The sequence below is a fragment of the Desulfovibrio sp. genome, assembly GCF_019422935.1.
Taxonomy (GTDB): Bacteria; Desulfobacterota; Desulfovibrionia; order Desulfovibrionales; family Desulfovibrionaceae; genus Desulfovibrio.
In genome coordinates this window covers 135,157-160,116 of sequence record NZ_JAHZCJ010000001.1, presented here as the reverse complement: position 1 = coordinate 160,116, position 24,960 = coordinate 135,157, and the positions used below count along the sequence as shown (strand labels likewise).

General features: G+C 55.9%; 20 protein-coding genes. 17 read left to right on the top strand and 3 right to left on the bottom strand.

Annotation, left to right across the window (positions count from 1 at the left end; translation table 11 throughout):
- From QZ383_RS00580 to QZ383_RS00530, 11 genes are all read left to right on the top strand, one after another.
- Positions 1–125, top strand: a 125-nt coding sequence (locus QZ383_RS00580) for a hypothetical protein (RefSeq protein ID WP_291442914.1), incomplete at its 5' end; no start/stop codon positions are given.
- 134 nt (positions 126–259) lie between these two features.
- A complete protein-coding gene (galU, locus tag QZ383_RS00575) occupies positions 260–1,132 on the top strand; it encodes a UTP--glucose-1-phosphate uridylyltransferase GalU (RefSeq protein ID WP_192111349.1) in 873 nt (290 codons plus the stop codon).
- Between the two features lie 89 nt (positions 1,133–1,221).
- Positions 1,222–3,603 carry a primosomal protein N' gene (gene priA, locus QZ383_RS00570; RefSeq protein ID WP_291442172.1) on the top strand — a complete coding sequence of 794 codons (2,382 nt, stop codon included), beginning with the start codon at positions 1,222–1,224 and terminating at the stop codon, positions 3,601–3,603.
- A 130-nt stretch (positions 3,604–3,733) separates the two neighbouring features.
- Positions 3,734–5,005 (top strand): outer membrane protein transport protein, encoded by a 1,272-nt coding sequence (locus tag QZ383_RS00565; RefSeq protein WP_291442170.1) that lies wholly within the window; start codon positions 3,734–3,736, stop codon positions 5,003–5,005.
- A 294-nt stretch (positions 5,006–5,299) separates the two neighbouring features.
- Positions 5,300–5,977 (top strand): outer membrane beta-barrel protein, encoded by a 678-nt coding sequence (locus QZ383_RS00560; protein WP_291442169.1) that lies wholly within the window; start codon positions 5,300–5,302, stop codon positions 5,975–5,977.
- A 607-nt stretch (positions 5,978–6,584) separates the two neighbouring features.
- Positions 6,585–8,162 carry a DnaA/Hda family protein gene (locus tag QZ383_RS00555; protein WP_291442167.1) on the top strand — a complete coding sequence of 526 codons (1,578 nt, stop codon included), beginning with the start codon at positions 6,585–6,587 and terminating at the stop codon, positions 8,160–8,162.
- A gap of 351 nt (positions 8,163–8,513) precedes the next feature.
- The gene (gene modC, locus QZ383_RS00550) at positions 8,514–9,266 is read left to right on the top strand and encodes a molybdenum ABC transporter ATP-binding protein (RefSeq protein ID WP_291442165.1); all 753 of its coding nucleotides are present in this window, start codon (positions 8,514–8,516) and stop codon (positions 9,264–9,266) included.
- On the top strand, positions 9,244–9,996 hold the full coding sequence (gene modA / locus QZ383_RS00545; RefSeq protein ID WP_291442163.1) for a molybdate ABC transporter substrate-binding protein: 753 nt from the start codon (positions 9,244–9,246) through the stop codon (positions 9,994–9,996). Before modC ends, modA begins: the two co-directional genes overlap by 23 nt.
- A 2-nt stretch (positions 9,997–9,998) precedes the next feature.
- The gene (locus QZ383_RS00540; RefSeq protein ID WP_291442162.1) at positions 9,999–10,697 is read left to right on the top strand and encodes an ABC transporter permease subunit; all 699 of its coding nucleotides are present in this window, start codon (positions 9,999–10,001) and stop codon (positions 10,695–10,697) included.
- 115 nt (positions 10,698–10,812) lie between these two features.
- Complete coding sequence (gene modD / locus QZ383_RS00535) at positions 10,813–11,679, top strand: ModD protein (RefSeq protein WP_291442160.1); 867 nt, start codon at positions 10,813–10,815, stop codon at positions 11,677–11,679.
- A 22-nt stretch (positions 11,680–11,701) separates the two neighbouring features.
- Positions 11,702–11,908 carry a 4-oxalocrotonate tautomerase family protein gene (locus tag QZ383_RS00530; protein ID WP_192111341.1) on the top strand — a complete coding sequence of 69 codons (207 nt, stop codon included), beginning with the start codon at positions 11,702–11,704 and terminating at the stop codon, positions 11,906–11,908.
- A 79-nt stretch (positions 11,909–11,987) separates the two neighbouring features.
- Here the strand turns inward: QZ383_RS00530 and QZ383_RS00525 are convergent, their stop codons facing one another.
- The gene (locus tag QZ383_RS00525; RefSeq protein ID WP_291442157.1) at positions 11,988–12,812 is read right to left on the bottom strand and encodes a nitroreductase family protein; all 825 of its coding nucleotides are present in this window, start codon (positions 12,810–12,812) and stop codon (positions 11,988–11,990) included.
- A gap of 572 nt (positions 12,813–13,384) precedes the next feature.
- Between QZ383_RS00525 and QZ383_RS00520 the strand changes: the two genes are divergently transcribed.
- From QZ383_RS00520 to QZ383_RS00500, 5 genes are all read left to right on the top strand, one after another.
- A complete protein-coding gene (locus QZ383_RS00520) occupies positions 13,385–15,805 on the top strand; it encodes a methyl-accepting chemotaxis protein (protein WP_291442156.1) in 2,421 nt (806 codons plus the stop codon).
- A gap of 357 nt (positions 15,806–16,162) precedes the next feature.
- Positions 16,163–16,801 carry a carbonic anhydrase gene (locus QZ383_RS00515; protein WP_291442155.1) on the top strand — a complete coding sequence of 213 codons (639 nt, stop codon included), beginning with the start codon at positions 16,163–16,165 and terminating at the stop codon, positions 16,799–16,801.
- Between the two features lie 622 nt (positions 16,802–17,423).
- Positions 17,424–19,451 (top strand): response regulator, encoded by a 2,028-nt coding sequence (locus tag QZ383_RS00510; protein WP_291442153.1) that lies wholly within the window; start codon positions 17,424–17,426, stop codon positions 19,449–19,451.
- 361 nt (positions 19,452–19,812) lie between these two features.
- Entirely contained in the window at positions 19,813–20,421 is a 609-nt protein-coding gene (locus QZ383_RS00505; protein WP_291442151.1) for a rhodanese-like domain-containing protein, read from the top strand.
- A gap of 57 nt (positions 20,422–20,478) precedes the next feature.
- Entirely contained in the window at positions 20,479–21,348 is an 870-nt protein-coding gene (locus tag QZ383_RS00500) for an MBL fold metallo-hydrolase (RefSeq protein WP_192111334.1), read from the top strand.
- A 179-nt stretch (positions 21,349–21,527) separates the two neighbouring features.
- On the opposite strand, the gene QZ383_RS00495 is transcribed toward QZ383_RS00500, so the two are convergent.
- Complete coding sequence (locus tag QZ383_RS00495) at positions 21,528–22,853, bottom strand: serine hydrolase domain-containing protein (RefSeq protein WP_291442148.1); 1,326 nt, start codon at positions 22,851–22,853, stop codon at positions 21,528–21,530.
- A gap of 153 nt (positions 22,854–23,006) precedes the next feature.
- On the opposite strand from QZ383_RS00495, the gene QZ383_RS00490 reads away from it, so the two are divergent.
- Positions 23,007–24,101, top strand: a complete 1,095-nt coding sequence (locus QZ383_RS00490; RefSeq protein ID WP_291442146.1) for an NADH:flavin oxidoreductase/NADH oxidase — start codon at positions 23,007–23,009, stop codon at positions 24,099–24,101.
- Between the two features lie 153 nt (positions 24,102–24,254).
- On the opposite strand, the gene QZ383_RS00485 is transcribed toward QZ383_RS00490, so the two are convergent.
- On the bottom strand, positions 24,255–24,866 hold the full coding sequence (locus QZ383_RS00485; protein WP_291442144.1) for a hypothetical protein: 612 nt from the start codon (positions 24,864–24,866) through the stop codon (positions 24,255–24,257).
- Positions 24,867–24,960 lie beyond the last annotated feature (94 nt).

Below are 24,960 nucleotides of genomic sequence, written 5' to 3'. Positions count from 1 at the left end.
TCTTGCTCTTGCGTTACTCCGGCACGGAATCTCTTTGCCGCGTCATGGTGGAAGGCGAAAACCCCGAAAAGGTCAAAACTTTCGCTGAAGACCTGGCCGTTGTGGTTGAGCGCGAACTGCGCTGATTTGACTGTTGAACATCACGGCGGCACTCCCGGATCGGGCAGGTACTGCTTGCAGTATGGCTGCTATCCGTTTATTGCTTACATCGGTTTGCCGCTAATAAAAATTGTTTTGTCTACCCCCCTTGGAGGCATGCATGAAGGATATTCGTAAAGTCGTCATTCCCGTGGCCGGATGGGGCACCCGTTCCTTGCCTGCAACAAAGAATATTCCCAAGGAAATGCTGCCCATCTACAACAAGCCCGTCATCCAGTATGTGGTTGAAGAAGCGCAGCGCGCCAATATCGAAGATGTAATCTTTGTCACCAACCGTGATAAAACGGTTATTGAAGATCACTTCGACTACAACCTCCAGCTTGAGGGAGTGCTTGAACGCGCTGGCAAGCTCGACAAACTGGCTGAAGTGCGCAAGGTGGCCGAGATGGTCAACATCATGTCCGTGCGGCAAAAGCGCCAGCTGGGCCTAGGGCATGCGGTGCTGTGCGCGCGCGAACTTGTGCGTGACGACCCCTTTGCCATCATGGTGGGCGATGACCTCATGTTTGGCGGCGCTCCCGGCATCGGCCAGCTCATTGAAGTGGCCATGGCCGAAAAAATGCCGGTCATCGGCGTGATGGAAGTACCGTGGGAGAAGGTCAGCCGCTACGGCATCATTGATGGCGATGAAGTGACCCCAGGCGTGTTCCGCGTTAAAAACATGGTGGAAAAACCCGCCCGTGAAGACGCTCCCTCGCGCATGGCTATTGTTGGCCGTTATGTGCTCACGCCTGATATCTTTGATTATCTTGAAAAGGTCGAACCCGGTCACGGCGGCGAAATCCAGCTCACCGACGCACTTCAGGCCATGGCTCAGGAAAGGGGCATGATGGCGGTGCGTATGTCGGGCATGCGCTTTGACGCTGGCGACTGGGCGGAATTTCTCACAGCCAACATCTACTTTGCCCTTCAGGACGAAGAGCTGCGCTACGATCTGCTCAAGCTGCTCAAGAATTTTGTGCAGTTCCATTAAAACCTGCTGCACATATGTATTGCCCCAAGCCTCCTCTGGTTCGCCAGAGGAGGCTTGCCATTGGGGCCGTATTACGTAACTCTCCCCCCATGTACGCCACCGTCGCCCTGCTCACTCCGCCCTACGCCAGCCTTACCTACACACTGCCGCCCGAATTTCCCGCTGATTTCTGGCAGCCAGGATTGCGAGTGGCAGTGCCACTGGGCCGGGGCGAACGCACCGCCCTGCGCGCCGCAGTGCTTTTGCGCGTCAGCCCCACCGCCGACCTGCCGGAAGGCGTTGACTGCAAAAGTCTTGGCTGGCCGCTGGAAAACGCCCCCCTGCTCCCCGCGGTGCTGTTGGAGCTGGCGGAGGATCTGGCCCGCCGGCAGGGGCTGCACCCAGGCCATATTCTGGGGCATGTGCTGCCACAGGGGCTGCGCCTTGCACGGGTGCGACTGCGTAATCTTGAATCGGGCAAGGCTGTGGCCTGGACTCTTGCGCGCATCCGTGAAGCCCAGCCTGAGCAGCGTCAGGCGCTCGCCTCTGCCCTTCGCAACGGTACGGCCCGCATGCTGCCCCCCGGCACAGACGCCGCCAGCGAAGAATTTTGCCTGCTGCGCGTTGACCCGCCCTGGCCTGTGCGGCCTTCGGCCAAACGCCAGATCGAAGTTCTGGATTATCTGCACCAGCACGGCAGCGTGAGCCGCAGGCGGCTGGTGCAATCCCTCGGTCAGGCAGTCGCCCCGGCCCTCCAAACCCTGCTGGAGGCCGGGCACGTCAACCTTGCCAGAGACAACGGCGTTGACGATGACGACGCTCTGGACGCCACAGAGCAAAGCCTGTTGCCGCCCCCGCCTGCTCCCTTTGCCCTCAACGATGAACAGGCATGTGCGCTTGAAAGCATGCTGGAGGCCCTGCGGGCAGACGAGGCCTCCTCCCGCCTGCTCTTTGGCGTGACCGGCAGCGGCAAAACAGCAGTGTACCTTGAACTTGCCAAGGCCTGCCTGGCGGCGGGCAAAAGCGTCATGCTGCTCGCACCCGAGGTGGCGCTGGCCCACAAACTGCGGCGCGATGCCACCTGCGCGCTGCCCGATGCTCCCTTATTTTTCTACCACGGATACCAGTCGCCCGCACGGCGGGAAGCGACCTTTCGCCAGATGGCGCAAAGCGACACCCCCTGCATTGTCGTGGGCACTCGCTCGGCATTATTTCTGCCAGTGCCGCACCTGAACTGCATTGTGCTGGACGAAGAGCACGACGGCTCTTTCAAGCAGGACGAAAGCCTGGCGTATCAGGCCAAGGAAGTGGCGTGGTTCCGTGTTGCCCAAGCAAAGGGGCTGCTGGTGCTTGGTTCTGCCACGCCCGATCTCAAGACCTTTTATGCGGCTGAAAACGGCCACTTGCCCATCCTGCGGCTACCCCACCGCGTGGGCGGACGCGAGCTGCCGCCGGTGGAACTGGTGGACATCAGCTCCCTCGCGCCCGGTTCAACCAGTATGGACGGCCTGCTGGCCCCGCAGAGCGAGGCGGCACTGCGCGAGACCATTGAGCGCGGCGAGCAGGCCGTGGTGCTGTTGAACAGGCGCGGCTACGCACCCCTGATGTACTGCCTGGACTGCAACCGCACCCTGCGCTGCCCGCACTGCGAAATTGGGCTCACCTACCACAAGGGGCTGGAAAAACTCGTCTGCCACTATTGCGGCTACAACCGCCCATTTCCTTCACCCTGCCCAGAGTGCGGCGGCATGAACTTTTTGCCCATGGGCGGAGGCACGGAACGACTTGCCGAGCGCCTGAGCGTCCTGGCCGGGGGGCCTGTGTTGCGGCTGGACAGGGACAGCACCCGCAGGCCCGGACGCATGGAAGAAATCCTCGCGGCCTTTTCCCGGCAGGAGGCCCCCATACTTGTGGGTACGCAAATGCTCTCCAAGGGGCATCACTTCCCGCTGGTGACGCTGGCAGTCATCGCGGATGCGGACCTTGGCCTGAATCTGCCTGACTACCGCGCCGCAGAGCGCACATTTCAGTTGCTGGTGCAGTCTGCCGGGCGCGCTGGCAGGGGCGACAAGCCGGGCCGGGTGCTTATCCAGACGCGAGATGTGGAGCACTACTGCTGGCAGTACGTGCGCACCGCAGATTATGAGGGCTTTTATCAGGCAGAGCTTGCCAAGCGTCGGCTGCGCCGTTACCCGCCCTTCGTGCGTCTGGCGCTCATTCGCATATCCTACGCGTTGAACGAACAGGGCGGCCCCCCGGCTCTCAACGATCTGGCCCAGGCACTGCGCGTGAAGGCTGCGGAACTGGGAGTGCAGCTTCTTGGCCCCGCCCCAGCCCCACTGGCCCTGCTGCGTGGGCGCAAGCGCTTTACATGTTTGATAAAGGGACAAGACTGGCAGGCGCTGCGCTCGCTCTATTTCTTTGCTTTGTCACAAAAAGCTTCAAGACACTTGCGACTTTTCCTTGACCTTGATCCGATAAATATGTTGTGACATCCCATTACTGTTGTCGAGGGCGGCCCTACAGCCGCGTCCGTTTCTGCGACATCGCAACCGTACCAGCGTGCTAAGGTATGCCGGGATGGGCTGTTGTGCGCTTTTTTTGCAGCTAAGTGGAGGGGTGATGAAGTTTTTTCGTGCTGTATGTCTGGCGCTGGCTCTGGTGGCCTGCTGCGCACCCGTAGCCTGGGGCGAAGGTTTCTCCCTGAATGAATGGAGCGCCAGGGGTGTTTCCCTTGCTGGCGGCATGGTGGGCCGCGCTGATGATGTTTCGGCCATAGCGTATAATGCCGCAGGCATCACGCAACTGCCCGGCACCCGCATGATGGGCGGCTTTGCCCTCATCAGCCCTTCTGGCGGTATTTCCACCAGTTATGGCGGCCGCGAAACCTCGACCTACACGAAACCCGCACTCTGGAATGCTCCGCACGCCTATCTGAGCCACCAGCTCAGCGACAACGCATGGGTCGGTCTGGGCGTTTTTTCGCGTTTCGGCCTTGGCAACAGCTATTCCGGTGACTGGGCGGGCAGGTACAACGTCTATGACATCGGCGTACAGACCATTTCCTTTGTGCCTACCCTTGCAGTCAAACTCAATGATACGGTCTCCTTTTCCGTAGGCGTGGAAGCCATGAACGCCCACATGTACATGGGCAACAAAATTCTGACCTACAACAACGGCAAAAAATTTGACAACGACATGCAGCTCGAGGGGAACGGATGGGGTTATGGCGCCCACCTTGGCCTGCACATGCATCTCAACGACCAGTGGTCGGTTGGCCTGTCCTACAAGAGTCAGGTGACCATGAACATCAATGGCGACGTGGAATTCGCCTATCAGGGCAACAACGCCATCAGCAAAGCCAAACACCTGCCCGAGGCCAGCAACTGCGGCGCAAACACCGTGCTTCAGTTGCCCGATTCGGCAGCCCTGGGCGTTACCTACAAGCCGCTGGACAATCTGAGTTTTGAAGTGGGCACGGTCTGGACCCGCTGGTCCACCTACAATGCCCTGAACATCTATATGGATAACGGATACAGTTCCATCAACAACAAGGAATGGCGCGACGGCTGGAACTTCAACGGCAGCGTGGAATACAAGCCTCTTGACTGGTGGACCCTGCGCGCGGGTTTTTCGTATGAAACGCCTGTGGTCAATGAAAGCCACGCCGACTTCATGATCCCCACCAATGGCCGCAAAACGCTCAGCGTGGGCACCGGCTTTAACTGGAATAACTGGACCGTGGACCTCGCCTACGCCCACCTGTGGATCAATTCTCTCGACTACGGCGGCACCGATGCCAAGGGCATCTCGCCAGAGGTAGGCATTACTGGCGGCAATTCCAAGGATGTTTCTGCAAACATCTATATGCTTTCAGTGGGTTACACGTTCTAAAAAGCAAAACTGGCCAAGCGCGCCCTGCTGATGTTGCGATGGCTGTGAGATCTTAAGGCGCAATACGATATGAACCCGGTTGTTAAAAAACAGCCGGGTTTTTCTTTTTTGTACAGTATACATTGGGTCTCCAGTTGAATCAGCGCGTTGCAACATGCTGTTTTGCAAGATCAATACAGTTATGATACGTCATTATTGCTGCCAATATAGAAAAAATATTGACATTTTCTAATGATTGTTTCAACTTTAAAGCTGCCTTCATTTTTTTGGAGGAAAGTACCTAGGAGGACTGTCATGAAACGCTTTATTCTTGCGTTGGCGTTGGTGCTGAGTCTGGCACTGCCCAACATTGCCGCTGCTGAAGGCAACGGCATGTATCTGGCCCCCAAATTCTTGATGAGCTTTCAAAATACCGGCCAAATTGAACGCTCCCGCGCCCTGGCTGGCTCCGGAGTAGACCAGTACAGCCAGTTCACCCTTGGTGGCGCCCTGGCCCTGGGCTATGACTTCTGGCCCCAGCAGATGCTGCCCCTGCGTGCCGAACTTGAATTCGCCATGCGCGGCAACAATGAAAAGACCTGGAGCGATGGCGGCGCGGCCATCAAGCAGGTCAAGGGTACCTGGAACTCCTCGACCCTGTTTGCAAACCTGTTCTGGGATTTCCACAACGACAGCATCATGACCCCGTATGTGGGTGGTGGTCTTGGCATGGCCTTCAACTACGCTGGCTATGACTTTACCGCCAACAACGGCGACAAGTTCAGCGGCGATCAGCGCACCACCAACTTTGCGTGGAACCTGGGCGCTGGTGTTGCCTTCAACATCAACGAGCACTTCGCCATTGATGCTGGCTACCGCTTTGTGAGCCTTGGCTACAACGATGTGAGCGTCACCTCTGCTGGCAACAAGTACAACGTTGGCAACCGCCCCTACGAAAACGAGTTCATGCTCGGCCTGCGCTACGGCTTCTAAGCCGCAGATAAGCACTGCAGCCTCACATGAGGCAAGGCAACGTGCTGTGGACGGTAGTTCAGCGCGAGCACTGCTTGCACTTCCCGTCCCTCAGGAACAAAACCCCGGCTCAGGCCGGGGTTTTTTGCATTCTGGCCTCAGGCGTATTCCCCTGCCGTCCCATGCTCCGGGCATGCCTGGATATTTTCTTAACTTTCTTTAATATCAACAGTTTTTAGATAATTTTCGTGGAAATTCCGGTCCAGCTATGAGGCACGAAACCATCGAAAATTTCTTTTTCCCCCTTGACAATCTGCCTTGCCTTACGGTGCGCATAGTTTGCTGGTACCTAGTTGAAAAATGGAGAATAGATAAGAAAAACAGAGAAAAAACAAATCATATTTGTGTAAAACTTTTTGATGCCATGTTTAAAATGCCAAGACACCCCATGAAAGCCTTGCGTTCAAAGGATATCCCATCATAGGGACTACAGGCCGAGTAACTAAAAAATATTAAAATTCAAGCCTATTAGATATAAACAAAGTTGGGGATAAGAAATTGGCCCCATGTCTCAAACAGCTCGGAATCATCAATTGCCCCCAAATCTGATTTTGGGCTACAAGGCGGCATGCGCGAACAATGGTCGGAAATTTCTGAAAATCTCAAGAAAATGCTGCATTCCGGCGTTTTCAAGGTCTGGATTGCACCCTTGCAGGCACAAGTGCACGCGGGGGGGCTTTTGCTTACCGCGCCCAATGCTTTTGTGGCCAGTTGGCTTGAAGGCAAGATGCTCTCCACCCTGCGCGAAGCAGCAGCCCCGGTGCTGGGACTTGACCCATCTTCTGTTGACGTGCGCATTACCGCTGCAGGTGATACCGCCCGCAGCAGCAAGCCTGCGGCTAACCTGCCAGCCCGTGACAACCAGGATAACTTGGCCTTTGCGACCAGCCCTGTGCAGCAGCCCGCTTCTTTCGCCCTGCCCCATAATGCAGAAGCCCCAGCCAAACAGGCTGACACGGCAGAGCAGTTCACGCACTCATCTTCCATACTGAACGCGACCTTTTCTGGCTTGGCGGCCAACGCCACGGAGGCTGCCAGCCGTCAGGACACTGCTGCCCAGCAGATGGCGCGCCCGCAGTTGCAGGCCACCCTGCCCATCAGCAGCACCCCGGCCTATCGCCTGGCGACCAACTGGCGCTATTCTTTTGCGGACTTTGTGGTTGGCCCCACCAATAATATGGCTGTTGCGGCAGCTCAGGATGTGAGCCGTAGCAGCGGCTGTGTACGCACCCTGTTCATGAATTCCGCTCCTGGCCTTGGCAAAACCCACCTGGCGCAGGCCGTGGGCCGCGCCATTGCAGAAGAACGCAGCGGCGCGCGCGTGGGCTACCTTACGGCAGAAGACTTCGCCTCGCGCTTTGTGGCTGCCCTGCGCACCCACGACATCGAAAATTTCAAGACCCGTTTCCGCGATCTTGACGTGCTGCTGCTTGAAGACGTGCATTTTCTCCAGGGTAAGGAAAAAATGCAGGACATGGCTCTGGCCGTGGTTAAAAGCCTTCAGGCCAAGGGCGGACGCGTCATTTTCACCTCATCGTTTTCGCCGCGCGAACTGCAACGTGTGGACAGCCAGCTTGTGTCGCATTTCTGCTCGGGCATCCTCACCGATATTGGCCGCCCCACAGAAGACATGCGCCGCCACATTCTTGAGCGCAAGGCCAAGAGTTTTCAGGTCCTTTTGCCCGACTCCGTTTGCGAGCTGCTGGCCTGCCGCCTCGACGGCGATGTGCGCCAGATGGAATCGTGCCTGAACAGCCTCATTTTCAAGGCGCGTCTGCTCAATTGCGGGCTGAACCTTGACCTGGCTATGGAAGTGCTCAGCCAGTACGCCGAGATCAGCTGCGGGCCGGATATGCCCACCATCGTGCGCCTGGTCTGTGAAAGCTACGGCCTCAACGAGCGCCAGCTCAGCTCCCGCTCGCGCCGCAAGGAATGCGTGCTGGGCCGCAATACCGTGTATTATCTCGCGCGCAAGCACACAGAACTGACTCTTGAAGAAATCGGCGAAAAATTCAACCGCCGCCATTCCACGGTCATCAAGGGCATCACCAGCGTGGAACGCGAACTCTCCAAAGAAACCAGCCTTGGCCGCCAGATTGCCAGGGCCGTCAAACTCATCGAACGCAATGCAGGCATGGGCGCGTAAGCGCCCTTGGCCCTGCTGACGCCCCTTGTCTCTGCCCTGTCTGGGGCACAAAGCTTCTTCCGCCTTCCACACCCAATTTTTTTCGTTTCGCATGCTTGCCTGAGGTGTGGCCCTTGGCCTTGCTGACCTCTGCTGCATGTACTACAGCGAACGCACAAGCCAGCTCCGCCCATCCCTCGGGATATGCAGACTGTTCCTGCCGCCGCGCCGAGACATTCACGCTTATGATATAAACCGTGTATTTATTGATACATGGCTTCACTCTCCGTATGGTCTTAATGATCGCTGGATATGACGCAACTGGCCGCACAAGGCGTCAGGTCATGCCCCACCCCGCGTTCAGGACAAGCCATGCTGCACGTAGATATCCATAAAAAACACGGCGATTTTGAACTGCAACTTGAATTTACGCTTGCGGAGTGCGGCATTGCTGTGATCTTTGGCCCTTCCGGTTCCGGAAAAACAAGCCTTATCAATTGCATTGCAGGACTGGAAACGCCAGATACAGGGCAGATACTCTGCCACGGCATCACCTGCTTTAACGCGGAACAAGGCATAAATCTGCCGCCAGAGGCCAGACGCCTGGGTTATGTTTTTCAGGACGCCCGCCTGTTTCCACACCTTTCTGTCCGCGAGAACCTGCGTTTCGGCCTCCGGTTCCATGCTGCCCACGCCAGCAATGATGCGCCCGATATAGATGATGTTGCCGATCTGCTCGATATCGCCCCCTTGCTGCACAGACGCCCGGCCCATCTTTCCGGCGGCGAAAAGCAGCGCGTTGCCATTGGGCGTGCCCTGCTCTGCCGCCCGCGCCTTCTTCTCATGGACGAACCCCTTTCATCGCTGGACATGAGCCTCAAGGATGGCCTTATGGCCTACATTGCGCGCATTCCGCAGCAGTGGAACGTGCCAGTGCTGTACGTCACCCATTCACCGGATGAGACGCTGGCGCTTGGCAACAGCATGCTGCTGTTGCGCCATGGCCGTCTCGAAGCACAAGGCATGGTTGAGGATACCCTACACAAGGCACACAGGCTGGGCCTGTTGCCGTACCCCACCTTTTATCTGTCAGGAGCCGCACATGAAGCCTCTGGTATTGCCTGAACGTTTTCGCCTTTTGCTGATACTGACCGCATGCATCCTTGTTTTTGCGCAGTCGGCCCATGCTGACGGGCCATCTATCACCACCGGTCTTGGATACAAGCCCATGGTGCAGCAGTTGTGCGCTGCCTTTGCGCAGCAATCAGGCGTAAAACCCACAGAAATGTACAGCGGCAATATCGGTCAGATAATTGAACAGGCCAAGGCGGGGAGCGGCGTCAGCATTATTGTTTCAGAAAAAGGCACGTTGCAGGATTCCGGTCTGGCCTTTGCCGCCTATGAACCGCTTGGCGAAGCCGTGCTCGTGCTGGCGTGGCGTAAAGGGCTGCACCTTGCCTCGGTGCAGGATCTCACCAAACCGGAATTTGCCAAAATCGGCTATCCCGATGCCAAGGCGGCCATTTACGGCAGAGCGGCAGTGGCCTTCATGAAGGGCAACAACCTGCTGGAGCCGCTCAAGGCAAAGCTTTCAATGCTTTCCACTGTGCCCCAGGTTTTTTCCTACCTTGTTTCCGGCGATCTTGACGCCGCCTTTGTGAACGAGGCCATTGCCCGCAAGCAGGGCGACAGCGTTGGCGGCTGGATGGAAGTGCGCGAGGGCTATACGCCCATGCTACTGGTGGCGGGTATTGTGGCCGGGCAGGAGAACAAGGCCGAAGTGCGCTTGTTCATGCAGTTTCTGAAAACTCCGGAAGCGCAGCGCATCCTTGCGGGCAACGGCCTGCGCTTGTAGCCATGCAGCTTCATGAACTGTGGCGCGCCCTGTGTGCGCCTGAAGTCAGCTTTTCCGTGCTGCTGACCCTGCGGGTTTGTATTGTCTGCCTGATCTTGCATGCCCTGACGGCCATTCCTCTTGCCCGGCTGGGTATGGCGAAAAATCCGCATCTGCGGCGGGTGGTCAACTTTATCATCACCCTGCCGCTGGTTTTTCCGCCCATGGCTTTGGGTTTTTTGCTGCTCCTGTTCTTTGGCCGCAACGGATGGGGAGGCATTGCCCTGCGAGAGACACTGGGCGTCAGCCTGGTATTTTCGCAGGGGGGCATCATTCTTGCCGCATGGCTGGCAGGGCTGCCCCTTGTGGTCAAGCCCGTGCAAACAGCGCTGAACAATCCCGAGCTGCTGCGCTTTGAGCAGGCGGCGCGGGTGTGCGGCGCATCCCCCCGCAAATGTTTTTTTCTTGTGACCTTGCCGCTCATCCGGCATGGCCTTGCTGCCGGGCTGCTGCTGGGCATCACGCGGGCCATGGGCGAGGTGGGCATCAGCCTCATGCTCGGCGGCAACATTGCGGGGCGCACCAATACGCTCTCGCTGGAAGTGTTCAACGCTGTATCCACAGGCGAATTCCAGCGGGCAGCCCTGCTCTGCGCCATACTGGCGATAATCAGTCTTTTGCTGTACCTTGGCATTGATTGGTGTCAAAAACGGTCATTCTAGAGCATTATCACTCCGCTGCTTCAGCGCAAATACACGATTCTGCGCCGTTGACGGAACATTCTCAACCGACATTGCTCTAGCCTGTATAGTGTTCTGCATTTACAAGGAGCATGTCATGCACTTTCCCTGTTCCGATACATGGCTGGAGGGCCTGCTGCCAGACGACTGCCCCGGCCTTGACCTTACGGTAGAACTGCTCGGTATTGCCGCAACCTCGGGCATCATGCGCTTTGCGCCCAAGGCGGATTGCACCATCAGCGGTGTGGAAGAAGCCGGATTGCTCCTGCGCAAATGCGGTCTTTCTGTCAGCCGCACCGCCGCCAACGGCGACAGGCTTGCAGCGGGTCAGCAATGTCTGGAGGCCACAGGCTCCGCCGCCCCCCTGCACCGAGGCTGGAAGCTGGCCCAGACCCTGATGGAATACATGACAGGCATTGCCACGCGGGCGGCGCACATGGTGGAGCAGGCCCACACTGCCAACCCCGCGGTGCGCGTGGCTGTAACGCGCAAAAACTTTCCCGGCGCCAAGGCCATCTGCCTGGAGGCTGCGATGAACGGAGGAGCCATCATACATCGGCAAAACCTCTCGGACAGTATCCTCATTTTTGACCAGCACCGCGTTTTTCTGCCCGGCGAGCAGCAGACCTCGTTGCGCGGCGTGGCAGCAATGATGGACAAATTGCGAGCGAAAGCGCCTGAGCGCAAGATCAGCGCCGAGGTGGACACCTTTGACGATGCGCTGCTTGTGGCGGAGGCGGGCATTGATATTGTTCAGTGCGAAAAATTCGACTGCGAAACCCTTGCCGCAACCGTGGGCGCTGTGCGCGCCCTGCGTGACGACATCGTCATTCTGGCCGCTGGCGGCGTCAACGGCGGCAACGCCGCCCAGTACGCGGCCACTGGCGTTGACGTGCTCGTCACAAGCTGGCCCTACTTTGGCAAACCGGCAGACATCAAGGTTGTGATGGAAAAAGCCCCCTAAGGCAATAATCGCGGAGGTACAGATGCCTTTTGTAAATATCAAGGTAACAGGCGGTGCAGAAGCCCCCACTGCGGAGCAGAAAGCAGAACTCATCAGCGGCGTCACGGAGCTGCTGCAAAGGGTACTGAACAAAAACCCCGCAACCACCGTGGTTCTGATTGAAGAACTCTCCACGGATAACTGGGGTATCGGCGGCGAAAGCGTTACCGTACGCCGTCGCAAACAGTAGCAGCCATCAAATAAACAAGGCGGCAGCCTGGGCATGAAACCCGGGTTGCCGCCTTTATTTTTTCTACGGGGATACAGCCCTACAGCCAGGTGACATCCAGCGCCTTGCGCGGCGGCCTGAAATGGGGAGCAAGCTGGGGAAAACCCATCATCTGCGCGGCATAGACCTGCTCATCGTCCTTAACGCCCGCAAAGGCCCGCAGAGCGTGTGCAGAGGGATGCCCCATGGCAAAGCACACGTAGCCACCCCAGCAACAGCCCACCTTGTGCCCGTGGGCCAGCAACTCCAGATAGGCGGCGGCAATGGAGGCATCCGCAGGCCCCCAGTGTCCCTTGGGGGCAACAATCAGGGCAAGATGCGGAGCCGTGCGGGTAATGACGTCATATCCAGATTCCCATGCCCGCACGAGGCTTTCGGCATGCACGTCCCTGGCGGTGGCTGGGTCAATTTCCGGCAGGGCGCGCAACCAGTCAATGACCATGGCTGCCAGCTTTTCCGTCTGCTCGCGGGTTTCCAAAACAATCCAGCGTAGCTCCTGCGTGTTTTTAGCCGTAGGTGCAAAGCGTGCGCCGTCAAGTATCCTGTGCAGCAGCTCGCGCGGAACAGATTTGTTTTTGAAATTCCGCATCGAACGGCGCGAAAATACGAGTTCTTCAACCTGCTCGGCGGATGGTATCTGCTCACGCCGCAAGGGGCTGCTGTCCTGCGATGAAAGCCCCGGCGCGGAACAGGCGTTGGCTGGGCAAAAGGCCATGCACTGCCCGCAACCGATACATACCCTGACCTTGTGCGAAGAGATGGAGGGGTATTCGCCCACATTGCCATCTATAATCTGAATGGGGCACACTTTGGCGCAAATTCCGTCCTTGCGGCACAATTCTGTATCTACTATAAAAGAATTCATAGGTTCCCTGGCGTTATAACGCATGGTCAAAAATGCAAAATGCCGCCTTTGCAGGCATGAGCCAGCTCAGGGGCTTGTATCCAGTGCATAAGGGCGGCGGTTTACAGGCTGCCGCAGGTGCGAATACTACGGTAATGCCTGCCAAAAGGCAAAAATCCGCCAGCACACCCACTGCCCGGCCCTCAGCACGGGCACCAGCAGCCCCGCCCCCTCTGCCGCCTCTATTTCTCAGCAATCCGCAGCCACCAGTTGCAGTGTGCTTCGGCTATCAGTTTCCTGCTTTCAGATCCCTACCCCCAGTTTTCAAAAAAAAACGATCCCGCAAAATCATCGGGATGGCAATTTTGAGAATAATTTCCCATTATTAAACAATATCATCTGGGAACTTGTTTTTTTCACACTGCTATGGTATCATTTCTGCTTGTGTTCTGAACAAATTTACTCCGCCTCAAACTATATGTTAACAAATAGTGGCGTTTAAATCTTTGTCTTTTTATGCAAACTGCCACGAGCCTAAAGTTTTTTCACAAGCAAGCGATAATATTTTAAACTATTGCATATGGAGAACTCTGATGCAATTACGCGCAAAAGTCTGCATCCCCATAGCTGGCATCACACTTGCTATCGGCATTTGTTGTTATTTTGTCATTCAAAAGCAATTTGAAAGACTTAACGAAACAAATATACAGACTTTGGTCGAAGCCCGCTCCTCGCAGATGGAGCAGGCCATTGAGCTGTGCAGCGAACAGGCCATGCGCATGGCAGCGCTGGTGAGCAGGCTGCCCGAGGTTGAGGCCGCCTACAGAACAGCCATGGAAGGCGACATTAACGATGAAAACAGCGCTTCCGCCCAAAGGGGGCGGGAAATGCTGCGCGCTTCCCTCGCTCCCATGCTGGACGGATTCAAGGCGGTCATGGGCGAAAAACCGCAAATACACTACCACTTTCCCCCGGCCCGCAGCTTTGTGCGCTTGTGGCGCGACAAACAGACCAAGCGGGATGGCAAGTGGGTTGATATTTCAGACGACCTTTCGACCTTCCGCCCCACGGTGCTTGAGGTAAACAAGAACGGCAAAGCCCTGTGCGGGGTCGAAATCGGCAGCGGCGGCTTTGAAATCCGGGGTCTTGCGCCTGTCACAAGCCTTTCGGGCAGCCAGCTGGGTTCTGTTGAAGTGCTGGTGAGTTTTACGCATGTGCTTAACGGCCTGAGCGCTGGCGAGGGGCAATCCTCGCTGCTGTACATGAACGCCGAGCATCTGAAGGTAGCCACGGGCCTGCAAAACAAGGAAAAGCACCCCATTGTTGCCGATTCATATATTCTTGTGAGCGGCACCAAGGACGGCAAGGTCGAGGCATTGCTGGACAAGAGCTTTCTGGACGAAACCCGCAAGGGATCGACCACCCGAATTGTCGGCTCCACCCTGCTTTCCGGCATGCCCATTACAGACTTCAAGGACAAGCAGATCGGCGTGCTCGTGTTCAGCACTGATCTGTCTGAACAGCAGGGCATCATGAGCCGTGCAGGGATCATCCTTGCGGCGGCCTTCCTTACCCTGCTTGTGGTGCCGCTGGTCATGACGTTCTTTGTGCTCAGCATAACCGTGCTGCGGCCTGTGCAGAGCATCCGCCAGACCATTCAGGAGATTGCCGAAGACAGGGCCGTGCTGGCCAATCGCCTGAAGTATTCCTCCGAGGATGAAATCGGGGCGCTGGCCTCATGGTTCAACCAGCTGCTGGACAAGATTGAAAGCATGCTCACGGAGGTGCAGGGATACAGAAACCTGCTGGATTCCGTGCCTGACCCCATCTTTGGCGTAGATGACGACTACCGCATTATCATCGCCAACAAAGCCACGGAAACCTTGCTCGAAAAGGATATCACAAAGCTTCGCGGACAGTTCTGCCACGACAACTTCAATACCGAAGTCTGCCAGAGCGACGACTGCCCCATTGCGCAGTCCAAGTGCAGCGGCAAGTCTGTGGTGGCGCGCATACTTGATATCGGCACTTCGGAAAATCCGCATTATATTCAGCCGTTCAGTGATGTGCTGCGCGACAACCAGGGCAATAAAATCGGCTATGTGGAAATTGCGCGCGATGTGACCACCCTGGTGCTGAAAGAACGTGAAATTGAAGCCACCATGAAGCATATGCAGGACGTGAATACCTCCATAAGCGCAGCGGCTGACAGCCTGACAGAAGCCGTGGGTCTGATGAAGGATCGATTCCAGCAGGTTTCGGACGGTGCGGATGCGCAAAACGGCCGCGCGCAGGAGACCGCCACCGCCATGGAAGAAATGACTTCCACCGTGCGCGAAGTGGCGCAAAATGCTTCTTCCGCCGCAGACCAGACAGAAGACGCGCGGCAAAAGGCCCGACATGGCGCGGAAATTGTTGACGAGGCAGTTTCTGCCATTGCAGAGGTCAACAGCCACACCGGCGCCCTGCTCAAGGAAATGGAATCCCTTGAAACCCATACCGAGGGCATTGGCAGAATCATGGGAGTTATCTCGGATATTGCCGATCAGACCAATCTGCTGGCCCTCAACGCTGCTATCGAAGCTGCCCGCGCGGGTGATGCCGGGCGTGGTTTTGCCGTAGTGGCGGACGAAGTGCGCAAACTCGCGGAAAAGACCATGCAGGCCACAAAGGAAGTCACAGAGGCGATTACCACCATTCAATCTGTGGCAAAGGGCAATATGCAGGAAATGCGCGACACAGCCGACACTGTCAGCCGGGCCACTGAAATGGCCAACCAGAGCGGCGCCGCACTTTCCCAGATAGTGGAGATTGTTGCCAGCGCCAGCAACAGCGTGCAATCCATCGCCACGGCAGCGGAACAGCAATCCGCCACAAGCGAAGAAATCAACCGCGCCATTACAGATGTGAAGCATGTTGCGGAAACCACCAATACCCTGACGCGTGAACTGTACGGCACAGTTACCGAACTTTCACGCCTTGCAGCGCAGTTGAAGGCGCTGTCGCAAGGATAAATTCCCGTAGATTCCGAACAGGCGCAGATATCACAGGGCCCGCATCAGTCATGCTGTTTGCGGGTCCTGTAGCCTCTTCTTGACGTTTGACACGAGATGCCCTACCCACAGGCTATGGAATGTTGCTGCAAGGACGTATTCAAGCGCCAGCGCTGACAGGTGCCAGTACCGGCAGACAGCAGCACTGACCAGGCCAGCTACTGCCTTCCGAACAGCCAAAACAAAAAGCTCTACTCCGATTGCAGACAATCCAGCCCCTCGTAGCCAGAGACGCAATACCAATGTTTCACAAATTTCGCCCCCCAAAAAATCCAGCAACTGCACGCCCCAACCCATCAGGCTCATTGAGGTTATTTGATGAAGAACGTTGAACGCTTGCTTCAGGGAAATGAATTTTTCCAAAAAAACTATTTCTGCAAGCATGAAAATGAGCTTCTGGAACTGGTTTCCAGCGGCCAGCACCCCAAGGTGCTCTATATCGGCTGCGCCGACTCAAGGGTCATTCCATCGCTTATCACCAACACTCCTCCCGGCCAGCTCTTTGTGCTGCGCAATGTGGGCAACTTTGTGGCTCCTTACAAGCCAGACGAAGACTATCACGCCATGGCCGCAGGCATTGAATATGCCGTAACAGCTCTGAATGTTGAAGAAATCATCATTTGCGGCCACACCTATTGCGGTGCCATCGCAGCCCTGTACAAGGATATTCACGAAGAGGCCTTTGTGCACACGCAAAAATGGCTTTCGCTGGGCAAAAAAGCCAAGGAACTTGCATTGTTGGCACTTGGCAAGGAAGTTGGACAGGACAAACTGCTGCGCCTGACAGAGAAACTCTCCATCATTTTTCAAATAGAAAACCTCATGACTTACCCGTGCGTGCGCGACAGAGTAAAATCGGGCGATCTGCACGTTCACGGCTGGCTCTATTATATTGAATCTGGCGAAATCAAATATTATGACCCGGACGAGCACGATTTTCTGGCCCTGAAAAAATAACGTTCCAGAGCGCAGGCCAACGCGCTGATTTTTATCGCGACATACCCTGACAGCGGATTTTCCAGCCATGGAAAATCCGCTGTTTTTTATGCATATTCTAGTATTTCGCATCGTGCGATGTGGATGCAGTCATTGATACCATTTACCCAATACGCGCCCGCTTGTTCGCAATATACCCGTGATCAGCCTTGAAGGCGTACCACAATACGTTTTTACCATTCAGGCGTACCTGCCAGCAATCGCAGTCATAAATTTATAAATTCACAACGATACAGTGATTTGGCTTTATAAGAAAAATTCGCATTTACACCAGATAAATTTTATATTTAACTAATTTGAAATACATTCCATGCTAGTCAGCCTCAAGCAAGGGACTATTTCCATGAACAAAAATCTGACAGATCAATTCATGAAGTGGAATAGTTCAACAAATATTGCATGTTGCCTTTTAACTCGGCTTGAGGGCGATACATTTTCCATTAGCGCCGCAAACACAAGATTTACTGAACTCTTAAAAATCACTGAATTTAAAGACTTAGAAAAAATTATCGAAAACAGGGGGCATCTGGACAAATCTCTCGCACACGATTTTGCGGAAGAATGGACAGTATTTTGCGCAACCATGCATTGCTTCCTTGATTGCCGCTGCCAGCGGATTGAAGACGACGTTTGCGTATTGTGGATTTCTGCAGCAGAGCAGCAACCTGCTGATGTTCTGTCTGATATTCCAATCGGCATCATCCGCATGAAGGTCACGCAGGGGCCTGCCCAGCTTCACTGCACCTACATGAACAGCGAGGCACTGGCCATGACAGGCACGTCGGGACGTGATGCGAGCAAATGCTTCCACGTCAGTGAACTCATGCATGTTCACAGTGCCGATGTGTGCAGGGTAGAACACCTGCTGGCAATGTTCATATCCGGCAAGGCCGTGCAGCCTCTGGAGTGCAGACTGCGCCCGCGCGATGGTCAGGTCTGCTGGATTCGCGTCAGTCTCTCCTGGGTTATCCCCCAAAAAGTTTTGCAACTGGCGTTTGTCAATATTTCTACGGAAAAAGGGACCCAAGCGCACAACCGGCAAAACCAGCTTCTGCTGCAAAAAATTCTGGATACCACGCAGGCTGCAATCTTCTGGAAAGATGCAAAAAGGCGTTTCACCGGCGTAAACAAGGCTTTTCTGGAATACTATGGCTTTGATTCCGAGCAGGTGCTCTTGGGCAAGAATGATGAAGACATGGGCTGGCATAGCAACCCAGACCCGTACAAAAATGATGAACTGCGAGTATTGCAGGGCGAGAGCACCACGCGGGTTCCCGGCATGTGCTTTTGCAAGGGCGAAAACCGCCACATTGTAGCCAGTAAAAGCCCGCTTTATGAAGGCGGTAAAATTGTAGGCCTTGTTGGCAGTTTTGAAGATGTCACAAGTGAATACATGCTGCGCAAAGACATCGTGGATCTCAATGCCAAGCTGCACACAGCGCTGAAGAAGGAACGCAAAGCCAACCGCGCAAAATCGGACTTTCTCTTGCGCATGAGCCATGACATGCGCACTCCCCTTGCCACCATTGTGGGCTTTTCAGACCTTGAACTGAAAAAACACAATGATCCTGACCTCACCAAGACATTCTCGACCATCAAAGCGTGTTCAATTTTCCTTCTCGCCATTCTTTCCGACATTCTTGACCTGCAAAAGCTCTCTAATGGAAAAATTGATGTTGTACCGACAATTTGTACTGGCGCACATAGCGCAAGAAACATCGAATCCATCATCAGGCCCCAGGCAGAGGCAAAAAACATCACATTCATAACGCATTTCAACTGCACGGCAACCTCCTGCCATGCGCAGATTGATACACGCAAGGTTCAGCAGATCATTGTCAACCTCTTGAACAATGCCGTCAAATACACGCAACCCGGCGGAACCATAACATGGCGCAACGACATCAGCGGCGAAAATGCCGACAGCATTGTTGTGACCCACGTCATTTCTGATAACGGGCCGGGAATCAGCAAAAAATTTCAGGCCAGCATGTATTCCCCGTTCACGCAGGAAGATCATGTGTCCAGCGTTGGCAGCGGGCTTGGGCTGGCTATTGTAAAAAATCTGGTCGATATTCTTGGGGGCAACATCACCTGCAAATCCGCGCCGGGCCAGGGAACGACCTTTACGGTGATTTTGCCCCACAAAAAAGCGAGCGCCGCAGATATCGCCGCTTTTTACAAGAAAAACTGCAAACAACCCGCCGCTGCCTCGCTTAAGGGAAGGAATATCCTCATCTGCGAAGACAACGTCATCAACAGTGAAATCCTGAAAGAAATGCTCGAAAGCGAAGGTATGCTCTGCGAACAGGCCTTCAATGGCAGAGAAGGGGTGGAAAAGGCCAAAGGCCGTAATTACGACATCATCATGATGGACATCCGCATGCCAGTGATGGACGGCTATCAGGCTACCCGCGAAATACGTGAGTTTGATGTGGACACGCCCATTGTGGCACTTTCCGCCAATGTCTTTGCCGATGAAATACAGAACGCCTTTGAATCCGGCATGGATGAATTTCTGGAAAAACCGGTTGTCATGAGCAAAATGTTTTCTGTTCTGGAGCAGCTTCTGTCCACCACGCCTGACGCGCCTTTGCAGGAGCCGGATTAAACCTCGCCAGACCTCCAGAAACGCTCTTTTCTGAAAATTCTTCCTCCCTCCCTGCCCGCTTACCTCTGGGCTGTTTCCACGCACAGCGCAACCGCAAATCGCCTAGTTGCAACTACAGCCTCGCAGGGGGCAATATGCAAATGCAACTTTTCCAATCAGGCCTTGCACCCGCCGGAAACATGATTACCTGAAAAGAAGTTACGTTAGCCAACTACTATGTGTACTTTTTTTGCTGCTTTGCAGTCTGCCCATAGTGAGATACCATGTAAGGGGCTGCACCATATACAGCAAGTCACAGATACGGCTATGAACGGCTCTTCATACCCTTCCAACCGGAGGCTATCCCCCGAAGGAGGCCATGATGACAACTGTTAAGAGCATCAGCGCACAAGCCCTGCGGCAAAAAGACCTCAAGCAGGCGCTCATAGTGGATGTGCGTTCCCCCATGGAGTTTGCGGAAAAACGCCTCGTCCTTCCGACCACGCTGGCCCCGGTGACGGAGCTTGATCCTCACATGGTTGCCCTGCGCAGCGGGGCATTGACAGATACCCCCATTTATACCCTTTGCGCCAGCGGCAGACGTGCGCAAACGGCGGCGGCCAAATTTGCCGAAGCCGGATTTACGGACATAACTGTTATTGAAGGCGGCCTTGCGGCCTGCAAGGAAGCTGGATTCCCCACCACTGGGCAGGCGCTGCCCAAAACAGGCGAAACCTCACCCACACTGGACAGGCAGGTGCGCCTTGTGGCCGGGGCACTCACAGCCCTGTTCGTTTTGCTGGGGCTTTTTGCACACAAGGCCTTTCTGCTCGGCGCGCTCTTTATTGGCTGCGGGCAGGTATTTTCCGGCCTTACCAACTGGTGCGGCCTAGCCCTTCTGCTCACGCGCGCACCCTGGAACAAAAAGGGCTGCTCTGGCGGCGCTTGCCCCATTGGAGCTGGCAAAAGCCCCGGCGCAAGCTGCCAGTAACGCGCCATCCCTTGGTGCCGGAACTTTCACCCTAGCTTTTTTGCAAAGGAGTTCGCCATGTCTGCACCCAACGTGCGCGGATTTTTTGATCCCGTTACCGCTACCTGGACATATGTGGTCTGGTCTGCAACCGATGCCCAGAAGCGTTGCGCCATTATAGACAGCGTGCTGGATTTTGACCTCCACGCCTGCCGCACATCCACTGTTTCTGCCGATGCCGTTATTGATTTTGTCCGCCAGCAAGGCTTTGTGGTTGAGTGGATTCTTGAAACCCACATCCACGCAGACCACGTCACCGCAGCCAGCTATATCAAGGAAAAAATGGGCGGAAAAATAGCCATCAGCAAACACATGCTGGATATCATTTCCACCTGGACCCCCATTTTTCAAACGCAGGAGGACACGCCCGCCGACGGCTCGGCCTTTGATCATCTGTTTGAAAATGATGAAGAATTCACCATTGCCGACATGCCCGCAAAAATCATCCACACGCCGGGGCATACCCCCGCAGACACCACCTATATTGTGGGCAATGCGGCCTTTGTGGGCGACACCATCTTTTTGCCCGATGTGGGTTCAGGCAGGTGCGACTTCCCTGGCGGCAGCGCAGAAGATTCCTATGATTCCTCCCGCAAGCTCTTTGCCCTGCCCGATGACCTGCGCATCTATGTGGGGCACGATTACCCGCCTGAGGGTGTGCGGGGACCGCAGTGCATGGCAACGGTTGGCGAGCAGAAAACCGCCAACGTGCGGCTGAACCTGCAGGTGGGCAAAGCCGAATTTGTGGCAAAACGCAAGGCGGACGATAACGGCAAGGCCGTGCCGCCGCTCATATTGCCCTCCCTTCAGGCCAACATGCGCACAGGAAAATTCGGCAAGGCCGTCAATGGCCTGCAATTTGTAAAACTGCCCCTGAACCGCATGTAAGGCACAAGGGCAAACATTCAGCTTATAGGCAAAAAGCCCCTTCTTCCACCAGCTTTGCCGGAATGGACGAAGGGGCTTTAAAAACGTGTAAAAGCAGGAGTCTGCACTGCAAAAAATGGGGGAAGCCCATCAGCAAAGTGCTTGCGCCAGCGTGTACGACCATGGCTTCATAACTCTGGCTACTTTTTACCGTACACAGCCTTTGCAAGGTCAACCGCAAACGGCCCAGCCATACCCGTGGGCGTGGTATTGGTAAGCGCCACAAAGGATATGCCGTTGGCGCGATCCATGAAAAAATGGCTCCCGTAAGCGCCGCTCCAGCTCCAGGTGTACTGGCCCGCCGGGTATTCCGCCTTTTCAGGGCGCAGCAGCACTGCAGCGCCAAAGCCAAACCCCCAGCCCGGCGTCACAACCTCATTGGTTTTACCTGCGGTTACACTCAGCCTTTGCGACAATATGGGGCAGACCTGATCGGCAGTCATGGCCTTGGCGGTTTCCGGCTTGAGGATGGAACCGTCGTTTTTGCGCACTGCCTCGAGAAATTTCAGGTAGTCTGCCGCTGTTCCAACCATCCCTGCGCCAGCGGAGGGAAAGGCCTGCTCGTCCAGCGCCCTCCCCGGCTGAAAACGCGTTGCGGAAACAGCGTTGGGTACAATTTCAGTCTCGGCCATACGGTGGACCTTGCCATTGGCCCACACATAGGGTGCGGCAAGCAGATCAGGATCATCTGCCATAAAACCCGTGTGCGTCATTCCCAGCGGCCCGGTTACAAGCTGCTGCACCACACTGGGCAGATTGTCCCCGCCAGCCCGGGATACGATTTCGCCAAGCACATCAATGGCAAGGGAGTATTTCCAATCCGTACCCGGCTCATAATAAAGCGGCACCGTGGCAAGCCGCCAGATGTTTTCTTCCAGCGTGAGGGGCGGGTCATCCAGTCCATCGGAAACTTCGGCCAGCGCCATGGGGCCATCGGACGGCTCCGAGAATCCATAGGAAAGCCCGGCAGTGTGCGTGAGCAGGTGGCGCACCGTAATGACCGGATCCGCCTTGCCCGCAAGCGCAGGGGTAAAGGAGGGGATCCAGCGGGTAACGGGGTCGTCCAGAGCAATCATGCCCTTATCCACCAGGGCAAGTGCTGCGGCGCTCGCAATGGGTTTGCTCATGGAGGCCAGCCGAAAACGCGTATCCGGGCTCATAGGGGTGGATTTTTCCGCATCGGCCATACCCACAGCCCGCGCATAGACCACCTGTCCCTGACGGGCCACCATGACCACAGCCCCCACTATGCGGCCCTCGGCAACAGCCTTGTCCAGCACGGTATCAAGCCGCTGGGCCAAAGCAGCATCCGCTGGCTTTTCGGCGCTTGCCGCGCTGCTGCCAGCCAAAACCAAGGCGCAAAGGGCAACAACCAGCAAACATGCACCCAGGGCAACCCTCAGAGCAACAAAACGGGACGCCAGATTGCCCGCAAGCACACCCATTATTTTTTTCTGCTTCTGCACGCATCCCCCCGCAGGCCAACCAGCCTGCCCTATTTCTGCTGATAGAGCCACTTTTGCTCACAGATGTAAATACCGGACACGCTTTTCACAAACATTCGGCGCTTAACAAAGAAAAAGCATTCCGCTAGGATTAAAACCAAGCAGGAGGACACCATGAATCCACTCTTTTCTCCCATCAAACTCAAAGGGCTGACACTGCCCAACCGGATAGTCGTCCCCCCCATGGATCAATACTCGGCAGACGAGGGCCGCCCCGTGCACTGGCATGCCATGCATTACGGCACCCTTGCCGTTTCCGGCGCGGGATTGCTCATTGTGGAAGCTACGGCTGTGGAAGCGCCGGGGCGCATATCCCCGCAGGATCTCGGTCTCTGGAATGAGGAACAGGAAGTTGCCCACAAGGCAATGCTTGATTCCATCCGTGCCTATTCTTCCACGCCCATTGGCATTCAAATCGGACATGCCGGGCGCAAGGGTGCTACGGGCCTACCCTGGCAAGGCGGCAAGCCGCTCATGCCCAAAGACGGCGGGTGGGAAATATGCGCGCCTTCCGCCCTGCCCTATGCGCCGGGCCATCAAACACCAACAGAACTCACGGCGGCAGACATTGCCCGCCTTACAGAATCTTTTGTAGCTACGGCCAAACGCGCCGTACGCGCCGGGTATGACGCCATTGAACTGCATGCGGCCCACGGCTACCTGATGCACGAATTCCTCTCGCCACTCAGCAATACCCGCACCGATGCTTATGGCGGTAGCCTTGAAAACAGAATGCGCTTTCCGCTGGAAGTGCTGACGGCGGTACGCGCTGTTGTTCCGGCCAATTACCCTGTGGGCGTGCGTGTTTCAGGCACAGACTTTGCCGAGGGCGGCTGGAATGTGGAAGAATGCGCGGCCTTTGCCAAGGCAGTTGAAAAAGCTGGGGGCGCGTACATACACGTCTCTGGCGGCGGTCTTTCACCCGACCAGAAGATCACCCTTGCACCCGGCTATCAGGTGGCGCTGGCTGCGGCGGTCAAGGCCGCAGTGAGCGAGCTTCCTGTCATTGCCGTGGGCCTCATCACAGAGCCGGAACTGGCCTCAAGCATCGTGGTCACCGGCCAGGCCGACATGGTGGCCATTGGCCGTGCCATGCTGTACGACCCGCGCTGGCCCTGGCATGCCGCTGCGGCACTGGGGCAGACCATTGCCGGGCCGTCGCCCTATCTGCGCAGCAAGCCGCATAACGTGAAGGAACTCTTTGCATAAGGCTGATTTCCACAGCGAACGCGCTTAAATACAGAAGGCCCCGCTATCGTTATACGATGCGGGGCCTTCTGCATTGGCCAGCCAGAACATTAACCAGCCAGATCAATGCCGCGCGGAAATTGCTCCCAACGCAGAAACTCGGAACATATCCGACTAGGGCGCGTCCACCTTGTGGGCCTGCGCTTGCGGCTGGGCCTGAGGTTCTGCTCCGGCATTGGCCTCAAGGCTGTTTACGGTCTGGGTTTCCAGCTGGGCCGCCCCGCTGCGCAACTGCCAGCGCGTGATGGTCTTGGTGCTGAACATCCGTAGCGGGATATAAAAAAGAATGAACCAGAAAACCATGCTCGGCTGATTGCCAAACAGCGGCAAGGAAAAAGGCAGCTCAGGGCTGATCATGCCAAAGCGCAACTGCATCCAGGCCAGCATGATGGGAACAGGCCACAGCGAAGCCACAAACAGGGCATTGCTGAGCGAAAAATAATAGCCAAACGCCTCATGCCCCTGACGATTCACGGCCTTGAAGGCTTCCTTGCCGGAGTTCTGCAAGGCGGATTCGCTCAGTTCATGGTAGTGCCGCATGTCATCCTGCAACTTTTTCAGGCGCTTGCGGTGCATGCGCTGGGCCATGCGCAGGGTGGCAATGCCTATAAGGCCCGCTACCAGCGCAAGAATTGCTGTTCCCAAAAAGTAGGCTGCCTCGGGCTGCGGCACCATGCGGTACGGCAGCACAAAAAAAGGATCAAGCCAGACCAGAAGTTGTTCCATATCTCAGCGGCTCCGTTTTTCGCACAGGGCGATTCTACGCCCTTGCGCACGGACAGATTAGCATTCTGTTGTAAAAAGGAAACACTGCATCCCC

Bases quoted from the DNA above. Each gene is read 5' to 3' on its own strand.
- priA (WP_291442172.1), top strand. From the start codon at position 1,222: ATGTACGCCACCGTCGCCCTGCTCACTCCGCCCTACGCCAGCCTTACC.
- QZ383_RS00485 (WP_291442144.1), bottom strand. From the start codon at position 24,866: ATGGAACAACTTCTGGTCTGGCTTGATCCTTTTTTTGTGCTGCCGTAC.
- QZ383_RS00490 (WP_291442146.1), top strand. From the start codon at position 23,007: ATGAATCCACTCTTTTCTCCCATCAAACTCAAAGGGCTGACACTGCCC.
- QZ383_RS00515 (WP_291442155.1), top strand. From the start codon at position 16,163: ATGAAGAACGTTGAACGCTTGCTTCAGGGAAATGAATTTTTCCAAAAA.
- QZ383_RS00555 (WP_291442167.1), top strand. From the start codon at position 6,585: ATGCGCGAACAATGGTCGGAAATTTCTGAAAATCTCAAGAAAATGCTG.
- QZ383_RS00505 (WP_291442151.1), top strand. From the start codon at position 19,813: ATGACAACTGTTAAGAGCATCAGCGCACAAGCCCTGCGGCAAAAAGAC.
- galU (WP_192111349.1), top strand. From the start codon at position 260: ATGAAGGATATTCGTAAAGTCGTCATTCCCGTGGCCGGATGGGGCACC.
- QZ383_RS00500 (WP_192111334.1), top strand. From the start codon at position 20,479: ATGTCTGCACCCAACGTGCGCGGATTTTTTGATCCCGTTACCGCTACC.
- QZ383_RS00560 (WP_291442169.1), top strand. From the start codon at position 5,300: ATGAAACGCTTTATTCTTGCGTTGGCGTTGGTGCTGAGTCTGGCACTG.
- modC (WP_291442165.1), top strand. From the start codon at position 8,514: ATGCTGCACGTAGATATCCATAAAAAACACGGCGATTTTGAACTGCAA.
- QZ383_RS00530 (WP_192111341.1), top strand. From the start codon at position 11,702: ATGCCTTTTGTAAATATCAAGGTAACAGGCGGTGCAGAAGCCCCCACT.
- QZ383_RS00565 (WP_291442170.1), top strand. From the start codon at position 3,734: ATGAAGTTTTTTCGTGCTGTATGTCTGGCGCTGGCTCTGGTGGCCTGC.
- QZ383_RS00520 (WP_291442156.1), top strand. From the start codon at position 13,385: ATGCAATTACGCGCAAAAGTCTGCATCCCCATAGCTGGCATCACACTT.
- modA (WP_291442163.1), top strand. From the start codon at position 9,244: ATGAAGCCTCTGGTATTGCCTGAACGTTTTCGCCTTTTGCTGATACTG.
- QZ383_RS00510 (WP_291442153.1), top strand. From the start codon at position 17,424: ATGCATTGCTTCCTTGATTGCCGCTGCCAGCGGATTGAAGACGACGTT.
- modD (WP_291442160.1), top strand. From the start codon at position 10,813: ATGCACTTTCCCTGTTCCGATACATGGCTGGAGGGCCTGCTGCCAGAC.
- QZ383_RS00540 (WP_291442162.1), top strand. From the start codon at position 9,999: ATGCAGCTTCATGAACTGTGGCGCGCCCTGTGTGCGCCTGAAGTCAGC.
- QZ383_RS00525 (WP_291442157.1), bottom strand. From the start codon at position 12,812: ATGAATTCTTTTATAGTAGATACAGAATTGTGCCGCAAGGACGGAATT.